We start from the raw sequence: 19,994 nt of genomic DNA, 5'->3' as shown, positions 1-19,994 counted from the left end.
GCAAACCTTAATGAGTAAGACTGAATATACTTCTCATCACATTTCGTGGTTAGAAAGAGCTGGAGACGATTTTCCTTTTTACAACGACTCTCCGACTCACATAGACACTAAGAACTGGCTGGTGATATTACTGGGCGTTGCTATCGGCTTCACCGTGTTAACTGTTGACATGCCGCTTCTTAAAGGTGAATTTGCCGGGGTGATCCGTTCAATATTGTTCTTCGCAATTCCATTAGTAGTCTACCACTTGGTTGCCAAGCCATTTTTTCACGCTATTTTTCGTAAACTATCTTGGCGTAGCGTTGGCGTAATGTTCTTTATTGCACTGCTAAATTTAGTCGTGACCGTATCTATTGGTGCTATTTTTCTTAATACGTTGGGCGCGGAATCAAACGCCGCGCTTGTGGCGTTGAAAGACCAAGACTTACAGCAACGTTTGCTCTTTTTACTGCAAAGCATTCCGCAGCTGTTTGGCGAAGAAGTGTTGACGATACTGCCGTTCCTTGCATTCCTTTATGTGGGCTATAGCAAGCTTGGCTTGTCGAGAAGGATGTCCGTTCTGCTTGCATGGTTCCTGTCTTCGTTGGTGTTCGGGCTTGTTCACCTGCCTTCGTATAACTGGAACTGGGCACAGTGTATTGTTGTGATCGGCAGTGCTCGTTTAATTCTTTCGTTAGCGTACATCAGAACCAAAAATATCTGGGTATCCACTGGCGCGCACATTATTAATGATTGGGTGATATTTTTACTCGTCATGGCAGCGGCTTAGTCAGCCTCCGTCAACTAACAACATCTTTATGAATTAAAAAACCTCCTTGTTACGGGAGGTTTTTCGAACGAGTGTCTACAACACACCGCTGATAGCGATACCAAGACCAATACGTTGCTGGTCATGGTTATAGTCGATCAAGCTTTTGCCGTAACCCGTCGAGTATTGTGCATACCCTTGAACTTTGCCCCAAATCGGGAAAAGCACACCTAATTCAGCAAAACCTTTGTGCGTTTCAAAGTTCTGACGACCTAAGAAAGTGAACTCATATCCATTCCATTTGTAAGCACTGGTTAACTCAAAGTGCCCCATATAGTCTTCAATATCTGGGTTATCATCACCATTTGGATCATCAGCAAATGATTTCTCGTCTTCAGGGATACGCCACCAAGGCTGAAACGTTGCTACGAAATTTTCTTTACCAAAGGTGAAGTTGGCGTAAACACGGTTCCAACTACGTGATAAGTCTTGCTTCTGACCATTAGATTCATGTTCTACGCCAAAACCCAGCCAAGTCGAGCCATCAAATGGTTTCCATTCGGTTGGAGTGTAATAAAAGATCTCAGGCCGATAGTTGGTTTCACGAAACGGGCGAGATGCCGATCCAGTGTACACCTGCCAAAAAGATTTGAGCGTAATACCAAAGAAAAGGCTATCGCCATCAAACAATAAATCGTTGTAGTTCATTGGTACTTTAAAACTGATTTGGAATTCAGCCTCTTCTTTACGGATTTCGTCCCCGTACTTCGTATCTTCGTAAGCTTTTTTATTGACGCGATCGCTATATGTGATCGGCAGGATATAGTTAATCCGATGGGCCACCAAACTGAAAGGCTCAAACGCGGTTTGTTTTTCCGCTTCCAACCGTTTCTCGGCTAAGTTATCTTGAGGTGCTTCCGCTATCGTGGTTTCAGACTCAACTGCCACAGTATCTGTTATCGCATCCAGTTCACACTGTTCACGAATGTTGGCGATGGTTTCTTCTCCACTGCCCTGTTTAATTGCGTCTAACAAACATAACTCGTACGCGCTGGCGGGTTCTCCCATCGCAAATGGGGCGACCAATAAACTCAGTGCCGATATTCCAGCCACTTTCGAAGCCATCCGATTTCCTTACTCTTATTGATGTAAAACTGCGTGATTGTAATTCGCTTCGTAAAACACTTGCTATCGCAAAGTTAAGACAACGTGAGATAAATGTCGATATATTACATAAAAAACAGTGAAATGCCGATAAGTGCGACTAGCGTCCCCAGTACACTTTTGAAACCAACTGGCTCACCTCGAACAATATAAATAACTAAAATAAATAGCGGACTTGTCGCGATGAGTGTTTGAGCAATGGCAGGATTCGCATGCTTTAACGCAACTTGCTGCAACCAAAGTGCGAGAAAGGTCCCTAGAAAAATTGCCAGCAATAACCAGCCCCTTGCTCGCCCTCCCATTTCTCTGAGATGCAGTTTAATATTTGAAAATGGTTTAGGTTCAACGACTTTGACCACAATACTGACCGCGATCACGCCAATGCTAAGACGAATCAATGCGCCGAGCAGAGGCGGCAGGTCTCCAGCCACTAGCGCATAATGCGAAATAACAACACCGGTGGCCTGACAAACGCTGGCTAACAACCCAAAACTGACACCAGCCCAGTTGGTAGGACCACCTGAATCAGAAGGTTGAAATACGACGTACGTCACCGCAATGGTAGTGACAATAACACCGAGCCAACTTTGCAACGTCAGTTCTGAACCAAGAAAGACCAGAGCTAATAGACCTGACAATGGCGGAGCCAAAGACTCTAATAATAACGTCTTATTCGGGCCGATGCGTTTAAGGGAAGCAAAATAGGCCGAGTCTCCTATCGCAATGCCAACAATGCCCGAGATAGCCAAAACGATAAGATAATTAGGCTCGATATTGGTGGGTATGTCATTGGGGAGCATTGGCAAAACAACCAACATCATCATTGAAGCGATGATTCCTTTGACAATATTGAGTTGCATGGCAGAGAAACGATGACTGAATTGACTATACACCCAAGTTGCAATAGACCACACGACTGCTGCACCAATGGCTGCTGTTTCACCTAAATACTCCACCATTTTCCCCTATCTCGTCGACCATTGCGTGCCACTTAAACAACAAACCACTTTAATCAGAAAATAACTTGATTCATCTTTTGTTCTCACAAATACTTAAATAGTTAATTTACGTAACTTTTTCCAATTAGCAACCACCACAGGTAAGAAAGATGTTTTTAGACTATTTTGCACTTGGCGTTCTCATTTTCGTTGCTTTAGTTATTTTCTACGGTGTCATCGTTATCCACGACATTCCTTATGAAATAGCTAAAGAGCGCGAGCACCCACACCAGGACGCCATTCACTACGCAGGTTGGGTAAGCTTGTTTACATTTCATGCTCTCTGGCCTTTTCTTTGGATTTGGGCCACATTATGGCGGAAAGAACGCGGTTGGGGCTTTAAACAATTAGAACAAGAAACGCACGATATTCATCATCGCCTTGAAGAGCTTATCGACCAAGTTGACGAGCTAAAAAATGAAGTATCGACGTTAAAACAACAAAGTCAGCAAAAGCTAAATGCTGAAAAGAGTAAAGAGGAAGAATAATGGATTTATTACTCATTCTGACTTATACCGCTATCTGTATTGCCATTTTTAAAATCTTTAAAATTCCTCTTAACAAATGGACAGTTCCGACCGCAGTATTAGGCGGTGTCGTGCTGATTGGCACATTGGTTCTTTTGATGAACTACAACCATCCGTTCACTCAGTTAGGCACTCAAGTCTACCCTACAACTCCAATTGTTTCTGGTGTTCGCGGGCGTGTGATCGAGGTCCCTGTCGAGGCCAACCAACCGCTTAAAACCGGAGATATACTATTCAAAATTGATCCAACGCCTTTTGAAGCGGAAGTAGAACGACTAAAAGCGAAGGTGAAAGAGGCGAGTCAAGGTGCACTATCACTGGAGTCAGATGTACAAGAGGCTCAAGCTGCCGTGATTAAAGCCATTGCAGACCGAGATAAAGCACAACGTGAATTCAATCGTTACCAACGTGGATTTGATCGCGGTGCCTTTACTGAACAAGATTTAGATACTCGACGCCAAGCCTTTAAGTCAGCACAGGCGATGCTTGAAGTCGCTAACAAACGAGAAGAACAAGCACAAATTGCACTTGACTCAGAAATTGGTGGAGAGAACACCCAAGTTCTTCAATTATTGGCAGAGCTACGCAAAGCAGAGTTTAACTTAGAACAGACGGTGGTTCGCGCACCGACTGACGGCTACGTTACTCAACTTGCTCTACGTCCCGGTGTCATGGCCGTCCCTCTACCACTTGCACCAGCGATGACCTTTGTTCACACAGAAGACATTGTTTATACCGCAGCGTTTCGACAAAACTCGTTGCAGCGTTTAAAGGCCGGTTTCGAGGCAGAGTTCATGTTCCGAGCGATTCCTGGCAAGGTGTTTAAAGGCGAAGTAGTCGAGGTCATTCCTGCGATTGGTGAAAGCCAATTCCAGGCTCGAGGAAACCTGTTAGGGACAGATGCGCTTCGCACCAGTGGACGTGTTTTCGTCAAACTAAAAATAACCGATGATTTAAGCGAGTATCACCTACCTCTGGGTACCGCTGTTGAAGTCGCGGTTTATTCTGACAGTTTCCATCACGTTGCTATCATGCGTAAAGTACTCATTCGTATGAAGAGCTGGCAAAACTACCTATACCTCGATCACTAGTTAAGGCTGTTTATCCAACCATAAAACGGTTTATCCAAACATAAAAATAGAAGGAGCGGTTTTCAGCTCCTTCTATTTTTTGTACCCGAATCCCTGTAGACGACTTCTCTAAGGCGTCATCGGCTTCTCGTATAGGCTAGCTCCACTTCAAAACGCGAGTTTCATTGCCTTCCTCTGGTTTTGCCGGAATATTGAGCGAGAACAACAAACTTATTGCTGCCATACCGGCACCAATATAGAAAACACTTGAAGGTGACACCAACCAAATGACACCAAAAGTAACAGGAATCACAACCGCAGCAATATGGTTAATGGTGAAAGCCACTCCTGCCGTGGATGCCATATCAGCAGGATCAGCGATTTTTTGGAAATAGGTTTTGATAGCTAACGCCAATGCAAAAAAGAGATGATCAACCACATAAAGTGCCGCAGCCCATTCTGCAGTTTGCACCAAGCCGTAGCCGACAAAGACAAAAATCAACCCCACATATTCAAACATTAACGCTTTACGCTCACCAACCACACCAATGATACGGCCGATACGCTTTGCGAACAGGAAATTAAATAGATAGTTAATCAAAAATAGCAACGTAATATCGGCGGCTGAATAACCGAACTTCTCAACCATTAAAAATCCGGCAAACACGGTGAATATCTGACGACGAGCACCACTCATAAAGGTCAATGCGTAATAAAGCCAATAACGTTTGCGAAGTACCAACTTCTTATTTTGTGGCACGGTCGCTTTAAATTGAGGAAAAGCAAATGCCATAACCAGAATCAGTACAAAACCCAATCCACCAGCACATAGATAAACGGTTTTAAACTCAAACTTGAGTTGCTCCAACATCACCCACAGCGCGCCGTAGGTAAACAAAGATGCAAGCGCACCCACCGAAATCAGCTTACCGAGCATTTCTGGCGCTTCATCTTTCGAAAGCCATTGTAACGATAGTGACTGCTTAAGCGTTTCAAAATAGTGAAAGCCCGTAGACATAAGCAATGTAGTAAACAGCAATCCGTACAGCGTGGGGAAATACCCCGTCATCGCAGTCCCCAATGTTAGCATCGCCAACGCGACTAACATAAAACGTTGCTCACGAATAAACAGCAAAACAAACACAGCAGTAAACGCTAAGAACCCTGGCACTTCGCGAACGCTTTGCAACAATCCTATATCTGCACCATCAAAATTGGCTTTTTCAATGACGAAGTTATTGAGTAATGCCATCCATGTAGAAAAGACTATCGGTACGATAATAGAAACCAATAACAGAAAATTATGTGGTGTTCTCCAACCTTGAGATGAGGTATTCATGTTGATTCCTTGAATGATGAAGTCATCATGATAGCTCTATATGCAACAAACTCGCAACGTCCAACGTATTTCAACCACTTGCAGATAGGCTGTCTCATCTATTCACTGATACTACTTTGTCAAACTCTCAATCGCTCTCATCGTTAAGGCTTCAGTGTAGGGGTTAACTTTCCAATGTTCAGGACTCCAACCTTTGATAAAACGTTGAAAGTCAGCCCAAGCGACAGCAAAAAGTGGACGCCAAGCTCTCTCAACGTCTACCGGATTAAGATGAGGTTGATAGATTTGGAGTGCTTGGTTCAGCTCGGAGAAGTACGTATTAAGTACCCAGTCTTCCATTTCAGCGCAAGCTTCGGGAGCGACTGCACTGCTCATAAACAGTGCAACATCCTTCATTGCACAACCATGTCCAACATATTGAAAATCTACGGCGGCGACTGACGTCTCTTCGTCGTCAAAACAGAAATTTGCTAACTTGGCATCACCGTGCACGATAGTGGTGTATTTCGCCTGTTGAAGGGTGTGATCAATTAAAACAGCCGTCTCTTTTAGCTTCCTATCTTCCAATGCGTTTAGTTCATCAGGGCGAGTAGCGAGATGCCAGTACGTACCAATCTGCCATAAACACTCGCCACGAACCCCGATATAACGCGCGTGGAAATTCGCCAACCAATACAGACAAGCATGTAAATGGGTTTGGGTCGCGTTTTGGATCACTTTGGTATAGCCCGCTTGTGCCAAGTCTTCCATCACAATTAACCACTCATGGTCTGTCTGAAAACATTTCAATCCCACTGGTATTCGACAGCGCTCGTCAATAGGCTGGCTAAAATGTTCATACCAACTGACTTCCACTTGATAAGAATGGAGCTTTCGATGGTGTGAGCGATTGGTATTCCAGCCCTTCGGATGTTGAGATGGTTTGGGTAGTTTTACATGTTTCACAATCACCGAACATTTAGAGAAGCGTAACCTAACCAGTTCACCATACCCACCCCAAAGTGACTGAATAACTTGACTGCAAATGAACTTACCTAGATTTAGTTCATCACCAATATTTTGATACAAAGAACGGATCCTCAAGCCTCCGGAGCTAAAAGTTCTGCCCACTGTTTATTGTTCTCAATATAGTGCGCAACGTAAGAACAAACTGGATAAATTTTGTACCCTAGCGCCTCAATTTCTGGCAGAACTGCCTCCATCATGATCTTGCCACAGCCTTTTCCTCTCATCGGCTCGGGAATATAAGTCGATGTGATATGCATCACACCATTTACCATTTTGTATTCAACTTTTGCCTTATATTCTGGATTAAGTCCAACCCAAAAGCAGTAATTTTTAACGTCATGGGCCACTTTTTGCATAACTTCAATCACCTTTTTTGTTGAGATTTATTGAAACAAACTATATCACTGAATAAAATAAATCGGGCGCTAGGATGCGACGTCATATCAGTCAACTAACAAATAACGACAATAATAATGAGAAATACGATTATCAATACCAGAGATGGTAAACGAGCACTGCACAGCAAGCAGACTCAGGAACGTCAGGCCACCACGCTAAATAGCACGGATGCAATGGCAATGGTGGAACACGGCAGTGAAGTCTCATTAAATGTGACCACCCCCGTAGGCACAAAGTTCATCACCACTAGCACCTTTATCGGCTGTCATACCAATCATACCGCATTAATAGAAGTCCCAAATATATCGGACGAAGACTTGAAATTTTATTTTCAGGAAGGATTTTGGATTACCGTTAAAGCATACTCACAAAGAGGTGAAGGTGCAGTTATTCCTTTTCGAGCTCAGCTCCAACACCGATTGAGTGACCCCTACCCAATTTTAATACTCAGCCTACCTTCGACAATGCAGGTCTATCAACTGAGAAAAGAAGTGCGCTATGAGGTCAATTTACAAGCCTATGCGCACATCGACGACTACCGTGTTGAGTGTGAATTACGTGATGTTTCCCGCAGTGGTTGCCGCTTTGTCACCAACCCTATGAGCCGCCCGCTTCAAGTTGACGATAAAGTGCTATTGGAGTTGGTAGTACCAAAAACTAATCTCGTATTTGCGCCTATAGGGGGACGTATTTGTAACCTTCAAAAGTCAACACACTACGCACGGTACGGGGTAGAATTTGATGAGGCGGGCAAGGAAAACGCAAAAAGTTTACTTAGCCACCTCAAGTTCGATGGTACCAAGCTGTCGCTCAAGCTATAACTGATGCTTAAGCCATAAGCCTTTGCAAAAAAGCGATATCAGAAATACCCCGCCAATACCAAATAGTAAGCGGGGTATACGCGCACCATGGCACGCTTCAATATTGACTACTTCCTCAATGCATTGAGCTTGGCTTGAGCAAGGCCAAAAATACTATGTACGGGATAGGTACCTTCTTCCGTTGGCTCACCCGCTACTTTACCAGTAAATAATTCAATGGCCTCAGTAACATGATCAATCGCCCAAATGTGAAACTCCCCTCTTTCCACTGCTTTCAGAATGTCTGCTCTCAACATTAAATTATGCACGTTAGATCGCGGAATGATGACGCCCTGACCGTCATGGTGCCCTTTGATGGCACAAACGTCGAAGAAACCTTCAATCTTTTCATTCACCCCACCAATTGGCTGAGCTTCACCGAACTGGTTCATAGACCCCGTGATAGCAATATCTTGCCGATTGGGTTGCTTTGAAAATGCAGACACTACCGCACACAGCTCTGCCATACTCGCACTATCGCCATCCACACCACCGTAAGACTGTTCAAACGTAATGGTCGTTGTAAGTGGAACCCGAGCGGTTTTACCAAATACAGCAGATAAGTACGCGGACAAAATCATGACCCCTTTGGAGTGAATACTGCCACCGAGTTCAACGCTGCGCTCAATATCGATAACATCGCCGTCACCGTAGCACGAAGTAGCCGTAATCCGGTTTGGTGCACCAAACATATAATCACTGGTACTCAATACCGAGAGAGCATTCACTTGCCCTATCGCTGATCCTTCGGTACGAATCAGTGTCGTGCCATTAACAAAGGTCTCCATCACGTTATCGCGTAATCGACTCACACGCATTTCTTGGTTCTTCATCGCTTCTTCTACATGACCAGTACGAATCATATTAGAGTTTGCTTGACGCGCGACGTAATTGGATTCTCTCAGCAGATTCGCGATATTGGCCGAATGCAGTGATAACTTGGTTTGATCGCCGGATAGGCGCGAACTGTACTCAATAATCCGCGCAATGGCTTTTTTGTCGCAGTGCAGCATGTTGTTATCATTAACAACACTAGAAATAAATCTTGCATAATGCAGCTCAGACTCAGGAGTTCGCTTCATTTCATCTTCAAAATCTGCCGTGACGCGAAACAGCTCACTGAACTCCGGGTCGTAGTGCTGTAACAACTGATAGGTTCGGTAGTCGCCGAATAGGATAATTTTGATATCGAGTGGGATCGGCTCAGGATCTAAAGAGACAGCGCCGGTTAAGGTGACTTCTTTCTCAAGCGATGTGAGGCTAAGTTGGCGTGAACGAATAGCACGCTTCAAACCATCCCACACATAAGGCTGTTCCAGTACTTTCTGCGCATCCATCAGTAAAACTCCGCCATTCGCTTTGTGTAAACTGCCTGCACGAATGAGAGAGAAATCGGTAAATACCGTGCCCTTAAACGTCGCCGTTTCAATAGAACCAAACAAGGAGTGATAATTGGGGTTTTCTTCTACAACGATTGGAAAATCGCTGTTACTACGACTGACCAATACATTGACTTTATATCGGCGTGGTAATTTTTTGTCTAATGACGCGGCAGCAATTTCGCCTTGCTCACCCGTTTCGTCGAGAAAAATATCCGCGTTTTCGACAATATCCTTTTGCAACTCAGTAAGATAAGCTTTGATTTCTGGATAACGAGCGTAATCTTCTTTAAGCTTTTTAATAAAGTGAGTGATCACATCAAGCGTGACTTCATCATTAAGTTTCTTGATTTTGTCACTGTATGCCTCTTCCCATTCCGTTAGCTCTCGAACCATAGAGCGCAAACTGACTTCGAGTTCATCAATGCTGTCACTGAATTGTTCTTGCTCCTTTTTGCTGAGCTCATCAAACGATTCTTCCGTGTGTAGTTCATCACCATTCATCGCGACAAATTGGTAATCGCCTTGAGGGGTAATTGTCAGGCTGATATCTTTTTCCTTCGCCTCCCGACTAATACGTTCAAGTTCATTCTGTTGCTTACTGGCTAACTGATTTTTTAATCGCTCTGCACGACTAAAGTACATCTCATTATCAAAAGCTAAAGGTAAGGCGTTAAGTAATTTCCCCATCAAGGTCTCGATATCAACCCGGAGCTTGTGTCCCACCCCACAAGGGAGTTTGAGAACTTTGGGGGTACGAATATCTTCAAAGTTTGCGACATAACACCAATCAAACAGTGAGTTTGCATCATGTTTGTGACGATTTAGATACCGCAATATCATCGTACGCTTGCCGAGTCCGTTTTGGCCTATAGCGTAGATGTTGTAACCTTTTTCCTTAATGGACATTGCAAATTCGACCGCTTTTTGCGCGCGCTCCTGACCCACAATTTCATCGATAGGCGGTAACTCTTTGGTCGATTTACACGGCATATTGTCTAATGCCGCGACAGAATATAGCTGACTACGTTCCAATTTTAGTATTGCCATATCCATTTTCCTTTTTTTATTGTCGTCCATTGAGTTTAGAGATTATTTGTTTAATTTTAAGTGATTTACCTTACACCCCAGTTTGATTGGACAATTTATAGCCAATGCCAGTGTATAAAAGTAACCATAAAATACACTTGCAATTGATAATCAATTTCATTTAACATCTAAAACAAATCAAAAGAGTGGATATGGACATGGATATTGAGCAGTGTTGGATGCGATATATAAAAGCACAGGAATTGATGCACCAAGGCCACTGGCCAGAAGCCCAGAGGTTGTATGAAGACGTCCTTGAGCACTTACCCAATCACGTTCATCATGCCTTAGAAGATAACCATACCAAGCCATGTCAATTTGTCTGCCTGATTAGCGGACTACGAGATGCAAGCATCGCTCAATCGGATCTCTTCAACCGGTTAGGCCTAAAACGTGCTGCTTTTTCAACACTGAATCAAACGTACGCTTTATTCCAATTCCTGCAGTTAGAAAACCATGAACTGGTTCGTCGTACCGAACAATATCTCGCCAAGCACAGCGAAGATCTGCTTGCACACATGGCGGCATTTTGCGCGGCTCAACGTCATGCAACGTGGATGATCGAGCTGGATCAGGTTACCCGTGCGCACGAAAAATTTTTATATTTGCAAATGATGAGTGCTGCAGAACAGCACAACACTCAGTTTTACAACTGAATAGAATAGTGATTAGTATTTGATTTGAGAGTGAAAGTCATGAAAATCGAGTCAACCGCGCCTACGTTCATCCAATTTTAACAATCATAAGCTAGAGTTTAATAAGTATTATCGAAAATGGTATAGCTGCCATTCGGTTTGGCCGCCGAGACGGTTGGTTCAAGAGTTAGGCTTAGTCAACCTGACATTCCCTCCATCGTTGAGATGATTGGGCTTGAGTTCCCCCCAACCAGAAAAATGCCGCGACACTGTCGCGGCATTTTTCATTTCGGCAATCCATAACAGATGCTGATGTGAAGCCCAATCAGAGTAACTGAACGCCCATGTTATGGAGCGTGAACGCATACATGTCCGTCGTCAGGTCAATTTGCTTACTCAGCGGCATACCTGCACCATGCCCGGCATTGACATCAATCCGAATTAAGACCGGATTTTCACCACGCTGTTTCTCTTGCAACTCGGAGATAAACTTATACGAATGTGCGGGGACAACGCGATCATCATGATCGGCCGTAGTAATCAACGTCGCCGGATAAGTGACGCCTTCCTTGACGTTATGTAGTGGCGAATAACCAACTAAATACTGAAACATTTCTTCACTTTGCTCAGACGTGCCGTAGTCATACTTCCAGCCTTCACCCGACGTAAACGTGTGATAGCGCAGCATATCTAGAACGCCAACCGCAGGAAGCGCAACCTTAAACAGGTCCGGACGTTGAGTCATACATGCGCCAACTAACAAGCCACCATTGGATCCTCCACGGATGGCTAAACGCTTGGGGCTGGTATAGTTCTGGTCTATCAAGTATTCAGCCGCCGCAATAAAGTCATCGAATACATTCTGCTTTTGTTGCTGAGTACCCGCGTCGTGCCACTCTTTCCCGTACTCACCGCCACCGCGCATATTCGCAACTGCGTAGATACCGCCCAACTCTAGCCAATTTGCAACATTAGTAGAAAACATGGGGGTTAAACTGATGTTAAAACCACCATAACCATAGAGTATGGTTGGCGCTTGACCATCCAACTTTATGCCTTTTTTATAAGCGATGATCATCGGGACTTGTGTCCCATCTTTGGAGGTGTAAAACACCTGTTGAGACAGATATTCACTACGTTCAAAGGGCGCTTTGGACTCCTGATAAAGCTCAGATTTTCCGGTTTCGGTATCAAAAGAGAATATCGTAGGTGGCGTCACGTAATTGGTGAACGTGTAGTAGAGCGTGGTTTCTTCAGTTTTTCCAGACAAGCCATATACCGTACCTTGCCCTGGCAACGCCAACTCACGAACCAGCTCACCCTGATAGTTAAATTGTTGTACTTTTGACTGGACATCCACCATGTAAGTTGCAAATAGATAGCCACCACCTTTACTGATTTCTAGCGGCTGTTCCTGCTCCGAAATAACCTCTGCCCATTGTGAGGTTTGAGTATCGTAACTCACAACTTTACCATTTGGAGCGTCGAGGTTGGTGTATAGCAATAATGAACTGCCTTGGTTGTCGACAAGGAAAGTATCCCCTTGCGTTGTCTCTCTCAGTGTCACAATGTTTTGAGATGCGTCTTCAAGGTCGATACAAAACAGGCGATTACCCGACGTAGATTCCGCTCCGGATATGATCAAATAGCGATCATCGGTGGTGATTCTGCCGGAAACGTAGCGGTGAATTTGTGAGTCCAACTCACCAAAAATCACTTTATCTTCCGACTGCGGTGTCCCTAGCTGATGGTAATAAAGTTTATGTTGTTCGGTACGTGCCGAAAGTTCACTGCCTTTCGGCTTATCGTAGCTCGCGTAGTAAAAGCCTTGGTTACCTAACCAAGAAATGCCCGTAAACTTTGCATCAACAATTTCGGGTTCGATCTGCGCCTTCGTTTCTGTATCAATGACAAAAATCTTTCGCCAATCACTACCGCCTTCAGAAATAGAATAGGCAACGTATCGATTGTCTTTAGAAAAGCTTACGTCGCCCAGCGAAGTGGTTCCGTCCTCAGAAAACGTGTTGGGATCAAGGAAGACCTGCGCCTTATTGTCTTCACCTTTACGACGGTAAAGTACGCTCTGGTTTTGTAAGCCATCGTTTTTATAAAAGTAGGTATAATCTCCGCGAATAAAAGGCTGAGAATATTTTTCATAGTTCTGGCTTTTGGCCACAAGTTCACGAATTTTACTTCGGTATGGGATCTGACCTAGGTAATCAAATGTGACCGCATTTTGGCTCGAAACCCAATGGGCAGTTTCTTCACTTCTGTCGTCTTCTAACCACCGATAAGGGTCGGCAATATCGTGGCCAAAATAGGTGTCCACAACAGAATCTTTACGTGTTTTTGGGTAATGCATAACGTCCGTGTCACTCCGGTTATTTGTTTTTAATAGTGAAGAGTTAGGTTAGTTGAGATTCACTCTCAACCCATACTTTAAGTGACACCTCTTTGTTTTCAACGAAAAGATTGAAACATTTGTAAATATCTGATCTGTCTAGAAGTAATGAGAGATGGTCAAATAGCGCTCACGAATGTGCTCAATCAGTAGTTTAACTTTGTTCGGAGGCTGTCGAGTAAATGGATAGACGGCATAAACACCGAGTTTTTTACCGACCAGTTCCGGAAAAATATCCACCAACTGCCCACTCCGAATATCGTGATACACCAAGCATCGAGGCACATAAGCGATACCGTGTCCTCCCATCGCAGCCTTACGCAATGCTGTTGCATTGTCGGTAGAAAAACATCCCGAGACCCTAACAATATAATTGCCCTCGCGACCTTTAAATTCCCACTCTGATGCGCCCGTCGTTTGGTAAGCGTATTGCAAGCAATTATGGCTGGTTAAATCCGTTGGTTTAATCGGCTTACCATTCTTTGCAATGTAAGAAGGTGAGGCACATACTACCCATTGCGAGTCCAATATATGCCGAGCGATTAAGCTGGAATCTTCGAGGTATCCGGTTCGAATAACAAGATCGTAGCCATCAGCGACAAGGTCAACAAAGCGATTGTCTAATGACATTTCCACTGTTAATCCGGGGTGCAGGTTGCAAAACTCCGCCACCGCATCGGCAAGAATCAAATCGCCAGAAATGGTTGGGACAGACATCTTAATGTGTCCACTCACATTCTCACCGAACCCAGCCACAGCGTCTTTGGCTTCCTGAGTGGCTTGCTTCACATTTTTCGCACTATGTAACAAAGCTTTTCCAGCTTCCGTTAAGGTCAATTTACGCGTTGTTCGATATAATAACTGAGTCCCAATCTCTTCTTCTAATCTTGCAATTCTTTTGCTAACTACCGAATTTGTAAGATCATTTACTTCTGCAACCTTACTAAAGCTGCCTAGTTCGATGACCTGTGAAAACAGGATTAAGTCGTCTGCTCGCATACTATTATGTCACTTTTGGAATTAATTATTTTCATTATTTCCCTATATCAACAAAAAATAAAGGGGTAGATTCACGCCACGTTAACAAAACCATTACAACAAAAGTCACCTCTACAACAGATTCATTCTGCTTGATAGGTCTGTGGACAAAGGAAGTACCAATGAGTGAAACCCTACTTGCCCTAGTGGCATTCTCGCCAATTGTTGTTGCCGCCATCTTATTGGTTGGTCTCAACTGGCCAGCAAAAAAAGCCATGCCAGTTGCGTTCGGTCTTACCGTCGCTATCGCCTTACTGTTTTGGGATATGTCAGTCACGCGTGTGCTGGCTTCCGTATTCCAAGGCTTAGGTATTACTGTTTCTGTACTCTGGATCGTGTTTGGAGCCATCTTCTTACTCAACACTTTAAAGCACACTGGCGCGATCACCACTATCCGCAATGGATTTACCGATATCTCTGCCGATCGTCGCGTTCAGGCGATCATTATTGCATGGTGTTTTGGTTCATTCATTGAAGGCGCATCTGGCTTTGGCACGCCTGCTGCGATCGCGGCACCTTTGTTAGTCGCGATTGGCTTTCCGGCGCTTGCCGCAGTTTTGATGGGAATGATGATTCAATCGACGCCCGTGTCATTCGGAGCGGTCGGAACGCCGATTATCGTCGGTGTAAACAAAGGGCTGGATTCGCATAACATTACTGAGAACCTACTTGCGCAAGGCTCTTCGTGGGAGGCGTATTTACAACAGATAACCGCCAATGTCGCCGTTATCCACGCGGTAGTCGGTACTATGATCCCAGTGCTCATGGCGATGATGCTGACGCGCTTCTTTGGCAAAAACAGAAGCTGGAGCGAGGGTCTGGATATTTTACCATTTGCCCTCTTTGCTGGCGTATCCTTTACCGTGCCTTACGCACTGACCGGTGTATTGCTCGGTCCTGAATTCCCATCGTTGATTGGTGGTCTCATTGGGCTTTCCATTGTCGTAACTGCAGCGAAAAAAGGCTTTTTGGTTCCAAAATCAACTTGGAATTTTGAAAGCGAAGATAAGTGGCCAGCTGAATGGTTAGGCTCGCTCAAAATCGACATACAAGATAACCCTGGTAAGCCAATGAGCTTGGTGAAAGCGTGGATTCCTTATGTCATGCTAGCCGTCATTCTTGTTGCCAGCCGTGTGAGCCCAGAGTTTAAAGGCTTTCTACAAAGCATCAGCATCTCATTCAACAACATTCTCGGTGAAATGGGCGTAAGCGCCGCTATTCAACCTTTGTACTTACCTGGTGGCATTTTAGTGTTCTGCGCTCTTCTTGCCGCTGTATTGCAAAACGGCAGTGCTAAGCCGCTGCGTGCCGCTTTCGGCGAATCCAGCAAGACACTGATTGGCGCAGGTTTTGTCCTGATATTTACTATCCCTATGGTACGTATCTTCATCAACTCAGGCATTAATGGAGCAGACCTTACCAGCATGCCCGTCACCACCGCGAACTTTGCCTCTGATCTTGTTGGTGCTGCATTTCCTGCATTAAGTGCCACGGTGGGAGCACTGGGCGCATTTATCGCCGGCTCTAACACCGTATCAAACATGATGTTTAGTCAATTCCAGTTTGAAGTCGCTCAAACCTTGTCTATCTCAAGCGCAATGGTCGTGTCACTGCAAGCTGTAGGCGCAGCGGCTGGCAACATGATTGCGATTCACAATGTGGTTGCCGCATCTGCGACGGTAGGCCTGCTAGGAAGAGAGGGAGCAACGTTACGCAAAACGGTCATTCCAACTTTCTACTACATTGTAATGACGGGAATTATAGGCATGGTCTTGATATACGGATTCCAAATTAGCGACGCCTTAATGGTGTCTTAATACCCTGTTGAATTAACTCAAACACTGAGCATTATCACTTTGCATCAAATTTAGACACAACCATCGTTAACAATACATCGTTCACTTGAGATGGTTGTGTCAATGAACAAGTGAATAAACGAACAAATGAATAAACGGTTTATCAATTGGTTTATTCAGAACAAACGCTAGGACTTTACTATGATTATTTCCGCTTCTACCGATTATCGCGCGGCCGCTAAAGCGAAACTACCACCCTTTCTTTTTCACTATATTGATGGTGGCTCGTATGACGAACGCACACTTAAGCGCAACACGGATGATTTAGGTGACGTCGCACTGCGTCAACGTGTTCTGCGTGATATGGCAGACTTGAGTCTAGAAACCGAAATTTTTGGTGAGAAACTGGCGATGCCGATTGCACTTGCGCCTGTTGGCTTAACAGGTATGTATGCCCGCCGCGGCGAAGTGCAAGCCGCAATGGCCGCTGAGAAAAAAGGCATCCCGTTCACCATGTCTACCGTTTCGGTGTGCCCGATTGAAGAAGTCGCGCCAGCTATCGAACGCCCAATGTGGTTTCAACTGTACGTATTGAAAGACCGCGGTTTCATGAAAAACGTGTTGGAACGTGCCAAAGCCGCCGGAGTGACAACGCTAGTGTTCACTGTTGATATGCCCGTACCAGGCGCACGTTACCGTGATATGCATTCTGGTATGAGTGGGCCGAATGCCGCAATGCGCCGCGTATTGCAATCCATGCTTCATCCAAGCTGGGCATTGGATGTCGGAGTATTGGGTAAACCTCATGACTTAGGGAACATTTCAACGTATCGCGGTGAACCGACCAAGTTGGAAGACTACATCGGCTGGTTAGGTGCGAACTTTGACCCTTCCATCTCTTGGAAAGATTTAGAGTGGATTCGTGACTTTTGGGACGGTCCGATGGTCATTAAAGGCATTCTGGATGAAGAAGATGCAAAAGACGCAGTACGATTTGGGGCCGACGGCATTGTGGTTTCCAACCACGGTGGGCGTCAGTTAGACGGTGTCCTCTCTACCGCAAAGGCCTTACCAAGTATCGCAGACGCAGTAAAAGGCGATCTAAAGATCTTTGCGGATTCTGGCATTCGCACCGGATTGGACGTTGTTCGTATGCTTGCTCTGGGTGCTGACTGTACTCTGCTGGGCCGTTCATTTGTTTATGCGTTGGCGGCTCAAGGCGGTGCAGGCGTTGAGAACTTACTCGATCTATACGACAAAGAAATGCGAGTCGCGATGACATTAACCGGCGCAAAGCGTATTTCAGATCTTTCGTCAGAGTCTCTAGTAAAAATACCATCATAAAAACGCGTTCAATTAACTCGAACACTCAAGTTGATACGGATAAAAAATAAAAACGAGCCATCTTTTGGCTCGTTTTTTTACCGTTTAAATCCAATACTAAAAAGGGTAACGCAAATCATGTAACGAAAAGACATAGAGCATTGGGTAAGGTTTCTGTTTAGCGTAAGTGATTAAGCAACCTGATGAACGTACTCAATAACCACTTGGTTACCTTCAACAAACACGTTGCTGATGTCACCATCCACGGTCACTCTGTTCTGCAAATATACACTGCCAGCGACAGATAAATCTCGCTCTGTCAACGAAGGAATCACTTGGCTAGGACGAACATGGAGTTGCTCGCATAGCTGTTTAATAAAACCTAGCGTCAGCGGAGAGTTGCCGCGTAAAAAACCAGAAAATTCATGTAAGCTCAAACCTAGGCGTTTCGCCATTTCCATTTGAGTGATATGCATCTTGGCTTTTTGTGACATCCAAATGTCATAGAGCGCGTTTCTATCCTGCTCACTAAATTCCATATTTTCCTCCCATAAAATCAGTCGCGTTACCCTCTCACACTTACTTTACGAGAATGTTAGCGATAAGTCAGAGAAATTATAATTACTTGTTGTATACCCAAATAACCTCAAGATGCTAGGTTCAGCGAGAATGACTTGGTTCACAGACGCGGCAACGATTTGAAGATCTAGTGGTTCTAAATCAAAAATCGTTAACAAAGGCGGTGAGGCAAGTCAACTCGCCCTTCGGGAGCATGTCACTGACAAGATTTCATCGTCACATAACTCGGAAAGAGCCCGCTATTCCGCTTCGTTATCTTCCTTGAACTCATGCCAGTGACAATGCTCTGAATCCTGTATCTTGAAGTCATTTGGGTATAAGTAAAATTTCATGCCTGCACTGCGACTCACGTCCAGAAATAACACCGCGACAATAAAGTAAAATAACTGGGGTGAACCGATAATATCTGTTACCTTTCCTTCCATGATTCGTCACAAATGAAACTTACTTATGACACAATGGTTTACCGAATTAGAAAGCTTCATCCACGTTCATAGCCAAAACTGGAGTGGCAGTGTTCTTTTCATCACCATCGCTAGCTTTTTAGCTTGGATAGTCTGGCGGCTGCTCCATTCTCGTTTACAAGTAATCGTCGAGAGAACCCCATTCCATTGGGATGACATGTTGCTCGACGCATTAAAGACTCCTATCAGTACTCTCATCTGGTGTTGGCCCGCTACTGTCTCACTTGGCATAGTGTTAGAAAGTGAAATGAAAAGTCATTTCAACTGGTTAAGCACACTCAAACTGATTCTTGTCATCAGCGTGTTAATCTGGATTGTCATGGGTCTGATCACCAATGTGGAAGAGTATGTTCTAGAGAACAAGAAGCGAGACGAAACCACAGTACAAGCAGTTGCCAAAGTGACACGATTATTTTTTGTCACACTCGGCGTATTAACGGTGATGCAAGCCTTTGGTCTTTCGTTATCAGGCTTACTCACTTTTGGCGGAGTCGGTGGTTTAATTGTTGGTTTTGCCGCCAAAGACTTACTGTCTAACTTCTTCGGCGGAATGATGATTTACTTTGACCGACCATTTAAAGTCGGTGACTGGGTACGTTCGCCGGATCGAGAGATAGAAGGCACTGTGGAGCGCATTGGTTGGCGTATGACAATTATCCGCACGTTTGATAGACGACCATTGTATGTCCCCAATTCAGTGTTCAGTAGCATTGTTGTCGAAAACCCATCTCGCATGCTGAATAGACGGATTTACGAAAAAATAGGGCTTCGCTACAGCGACGCAGAAAAGATGCCTGAAATCATCACGGCGGTGAGGGAAATGCTAAAGAATCATAAAGATATCGACGCACGCCAAACCCTTATCGTCAACTTTGATGCCTTTGGGCCTTCATCTTTAAATTTCTTTATTTATACCTTCACCAAAACGGTGAACTGGGTTCGCTATCATGAAGTTAAACAAGATGTGCTGTTGCAAGTGATCGATATCATCAAAACACATAATGCGGACATTGCTTTCCCAACTCAGACTTTGAAATTGGACCCTATCCAAATGACCAACGCTGCCGATCAAGACGACCATGGTTTTTAATGTTTATTGACGTAGTTATAGCAAGGACTAGGTAACGTATAAAAAGCCCACTCACTTTTGTTTTAGTGAGTGGGCTTTTGCTATCTG

General features: G+C 44.5%; 17 protein-coding genes. 8 read left to right on the top strand and 9 right to left on the bottom strand.

The features are described 5' to 3' along the window. Nucleotides 1-10 precede the first annotated feature (10 nt). Entirely contained in the window at nt 11-769 is a 759-nt protein-coding gene (locus tag ONE56_RS14610) for a type II CAAX endopeptidase family protein (RefSeq protein WP_331438703.1), read from the top strand. Nucleotides 770-844: 75 nt separating this feature from the next. On the opposite strand, the gene ONE56_RS14605 is transcribed toward ONE56_RS14610, so the two are convergent. Both ONE56_RS14605 and ONE56_RS14600 read right to left on the bottom strand, forming a co-directional pair. Further along, nucleotides 845-1,873, bottom strand: a complete 1,029-nt coding sequence (locus tag ONE56_RS14605; RefSeq protein WP_041155851.1) for a phospholipase A — start codon at nt 1,871-1,873, stop codon at nt 845-847. 104 nt (nt 1,874-1,977) lie between these two features. After that, complete coding sequence (locus tag ONE56_RS14600; RefSeq protein ID WP_041155973.1) at nt 1,978-2,868, bottom strand: DMT family transporter; 891 nt, start codon at nt 2,866-2,868, stop codon at nt 1,978-1,980. Between the two features lie 152 nt (nt 2,869-3,020). On the opposite strand from ONE56_RS14600, the gene ONE56_RS14595 reads away from it, so the two are divergent. Further along, nucleotides 3,021-3,398 carry a DUF3302 domain-containing protein gene (locus tag ONE56_RS14595; RefSeq protein ID WP_041155850.1) on the top strand — a complete coding sequence of 126 codons (378 nt, stop codon included), beginning with the start codon at nt 3,021-3,023 and terminating at the stop codon, nt 3,396-3,398. Beyond that, nucleotides 3,398-4,528 carry an HlyD family secretion protein gene (locus ONE56_RS14590; RefSeq protein ID WP_041155849.1) on the top strand — a complete coding sequence of 377 codons (1,131 nt, stop codon included), beginning with the start codon at nt 3,398-3,400 and terminating at the stop codon, nt 4,526-4,528. Before ONE56_RS14595 ends, ONE56_RS14590 begins: the two co-directional genes overlap by 1 nt. Before the next feature lie 136 nt (nt 4,529-4,664). On the opposite strand, the gene ONE56_RS14585 is transcribed toward ONE56_RS14590, so the two are convergent. From ONE56_RS14585 to ONE56_RS14575, 3 genes are all read right to left on the bottom strand, one after another. After that, nucleotides 4,665-5,846: an MFS transporter gene (locus tag ONE56_RS14585; RefSeq protein WP_041155848.1), complete on the bottom strand. Its 1,182-nt coding sequence runs from the start codon at nt 5,844-5,846 to the stop codon at nt 4,665-4,667. A gap of 111 nt (nt 5,847-5,957) precedes the next feature. Then, nucleotides 5,958-6,923, bottom strand: a complete 966-nt coding sequence (locus ONE56_RS14580; RefSeq protein ID WP_423841166.1) for a phosphotransferase — start codon at nt 6,921-6,923, stop codon at nt 5,958-5,960. Nucleotides 6,924-6,925: 2 nt separating this feature from the next. Beyond that, entirely contained in the window at nt 6,926-7,210 is a 285-nt protein-coding gene (locus ONE56_RS14575; RefSeq protein WP_415679270.1) for a GNAT family N-acetyltransferase, read from the bottom strand. 117 nt (nt 7,211-7,327) lie between these two features. Between ONE56_RS14575 and ONE56_RS14570 the strand changes: the two genes are divergently transcribed. Further along, a complete protein-coding gene (locus tag ONE56_RS14570; protein ID WP_331438699.1) occupies nt 7,328-8,074 on the top strand; it encodes a flagellar brake protein in 747 nt (248 codons plus the stop codon). A gap of 107 nt (nt 8,075-8,181) precedes the next feature. Here ONE56_RS14570 and ONE56_RS14565 read toward each other — a convergent pair whose 3' ends face one another. Beyond that, the gene (locus ONE56_RS14565) at nt 8,182-10,542 is read right to left on the bottom strand and encodes a Lon protease family protein (protein ID WP_423840912.1); all 2,361 of its coding nucleotides are present in this window, start codon (nt 10,540-10,542) and stop codon (nt 8,182-8,184) included. A gap of 197 nt (nt 10,543-10,739) precedes the next feature. Between ONE56_RS14565 and ONE56_RS14560 the strand changes: the two genes are divergently transcribed. After that, nucleotides 10,740-11,237 carry a hypothetical protein gene (locus ONE56_RS14560; protein ID WP_423841165.1) on the top strand — a complete coding sequence of 166 codons (498 nt, stop codon included), beginning with the start codon at nt 10,740-10,742 and terminating at the stop codon, nt 11,235-11,237. Nucleotides 11,238-11,541: 304 nt separating this feature from the next. Here ONE56_RS14560 and ONE56_RS14555 read toward each other — a convergent pair whose 3' ends face one another. Together ONE56_RS14555 and ONE56_RS14550 are read right to left on the bottom strand one after the other, a co-directional pair. Next, a complete protein-coding gene (locus ONE56_RS14555) occupies nt 11,542-13,578 on the bottom strand; it encodes a prolyl oligopeptidase family serine peptidase (RefSeq protein ID WP_423840911.1) in 2,037 nt (678 codons plus the stop codon). Nucleotides 13,579-13,716: 138 nt separating this feature from the next. Then, nucleotides 13,717-14,616 (bottom strand): LysR family transcriptional regulator, encoded by a 900-nt coding sequence (locus ONE56_RS14550; protein WP_041155844.1) that lies wholly within the window; start codon nt 14,614-14,616, stop codon nt 13,717-13,719. A gap of 161 nt (nt 14,617-14,777) precedes the next feature. Between ONE56_RS14550 and ONE56_RS14545 the strand changes: the two genes are divergently transcribed. Both ONE56_RS14545 and lldD read left to right on the top strand, forming a co-directional pair. Further along, complete coding sequence (locus ONE56_RS14545; RefSeq protein ID WP_415679272.1) at nt 14,778-16,472, top strand: L-lactate permease; 1,695 nt, start codon at nt 14,778-14,780, stop codon at nt 16,470-16,472. Nucleotides 16,473-16,652: 180 nt separating this feature from the next. Further along, nucleotides 16,653-17,795 (top strand): FMN-dependent L-lactate dehydrogenase LldD, encoded by a 1,143-nt coding sequence (gene lldD, locus ONE56_RS14540; protein ID WP_041155843.1) that lies wholly within the window; start codon nt 16,653-16,655, stop codon nt 17,793-17,795. A 170-nt stretch (nt 17,796-17,965) separates the two neighbouring features. Here the strand turns inward: lldD and ONE56_RS14535 are convergent, their stop codons facing one another. After that, nucleotides 17,966-18,313, bottom strand: a complete 348-nt coding sequence (locus ONE56_RS14535) for a helix-turn-helix domain-containing protein (protein WP_041155842.1) — start codon at nt 18,311-18,313, stop codon at nt 17,966-17,968. A gap of 490 nt (nt 18,314-18,803) precedes the next feature. On the opposite strand from ONE56_RS14535, the gene ONE56_RS14530 reads away from it, so the two are divergent. Then, the gene (locus ONE56_RS14530) at nt 18,804-19,907 is read left to right on the top strand and encodes a mechanosensitive ion channel family protein (protein ID WP_331438692.1); all 1,104 of its coding nucleotides are present in this window, start codon (nt 18,804-18,806) and stop codon (nt 19,905-19,907) included. Nucleotides 19,908-19,994: the final 87 nt, after the last annotated feature.

Source organism: Vibrio mytili, from assembly GCF_049563345.1.
GTDB classification, from domain to species: Bacteria; Pseudomonadota; Gammaproteobacteria; order Enterobacterales; family Vibrionaceae; genus Vibrio; species Vibrio mytili.
This window is presented reverse-complemented; position numbering and strand designations above follow the sequence as displayed.

Coding starts and splice junctions, on each gene's coding strand:
- ONE56_RS14570 (WP_331438699.1), top strand. CDS start 7,328: ATGAGAAATACGATTATCAATACCAGAGATGGTAAACGAGCACTGCAC.
- ONE56_RS14545 (WP_415679272.1), top strand. CDS start 14,778: ATGAGTGAAACCCTACTTGCCCTAGTGGCATTCTCGCCAATTGTTGTT.
- ONE56_RS14535 (WP_041155842.1), bottom strand. CDS start 18,313: ATGGAATTTAGTGAGCAGGATAGAAACGCGCTCTATGACATTTGGATG.
- ONE56_RS14595 (WP_041155850.1), top strand. CDS start 3,021: ATGTTTTTAGACTATTTTGCACTTGGCGTTCTCATTTTCGTTGCTTTA.
- ONE56_RS14605 (WP_041155851.1), bottom strand. CDS start 1,873: ATGGCTTCGAAAGTGGCTGGAATATCGGCACTGAGTTTATTGGTCGCC.
- ONE56_RS14590 (WP_041155849.1), top strand. CDS start 3,398: ATGGATTTATTACTCATTCTGACTTATACCGCTATCTGTATTGCCATT.
- ONE56_RS14560 (WP_423841165.1), top strand. CDS start 10,740: ATGGATATTGAGCAGTGTTGGATGCGATATATAAAAGCACAGGAATTG.
- ONE56_RS14585 (WP_041155848.1), bottom strand. CDS start 5,846: ATGAATACCTCATCTCAAGGTTGGAGAACACCACATAATTTTCTGTTA.
- ONE56_RS14550 (WP_041155844.1), bottom strand. CDS start 14,616: ATGCGAGCAGACGACTTAATCCTGTTTTCACAGGTCATCGAACTAGGC.
- ONE56_RS14555 (WP_423840911.1), bottom strand. CDS start 13,578: ATGCATTACCCAAAAACACGTAAAGATTCTGTTGTGGACACCTATTTT.
- ONE56_RS14610 (WP_331438703.1), top strand. CDS start 11: ATGAGTAAGACTGAATATACTTCTCATCACATTTCGTGGTTAGAAAGA.
- lldD (WP_041155843.1), top strand. CDS start 16,653: ATGATTATTTCCGCTTCTACCGATTATCGCGCGGCCGCTAAAGCGAAA.
- ONE56_RS14530 (WP_331438692.1), top strand. CDS start 18,804: ATGACACAATGGTTTACCGAATTAGAAAGCTTCATCCACGTTCATAGC.
- ONE56_RS14565 (WP_423840912.1), bottom strand. CDS start 10,542: ATGGCAATACTAAAATTGGAACGTAGTCAGCTATATTCTGTCGCGGCA.
- ONE56_RS14575 (WP_415679270.1), bottom strand. CDS start 7,210: ATGCAAAAAGTGGCCCATGACGTTAAAAATTACTGCTTTTGGGTTGGA.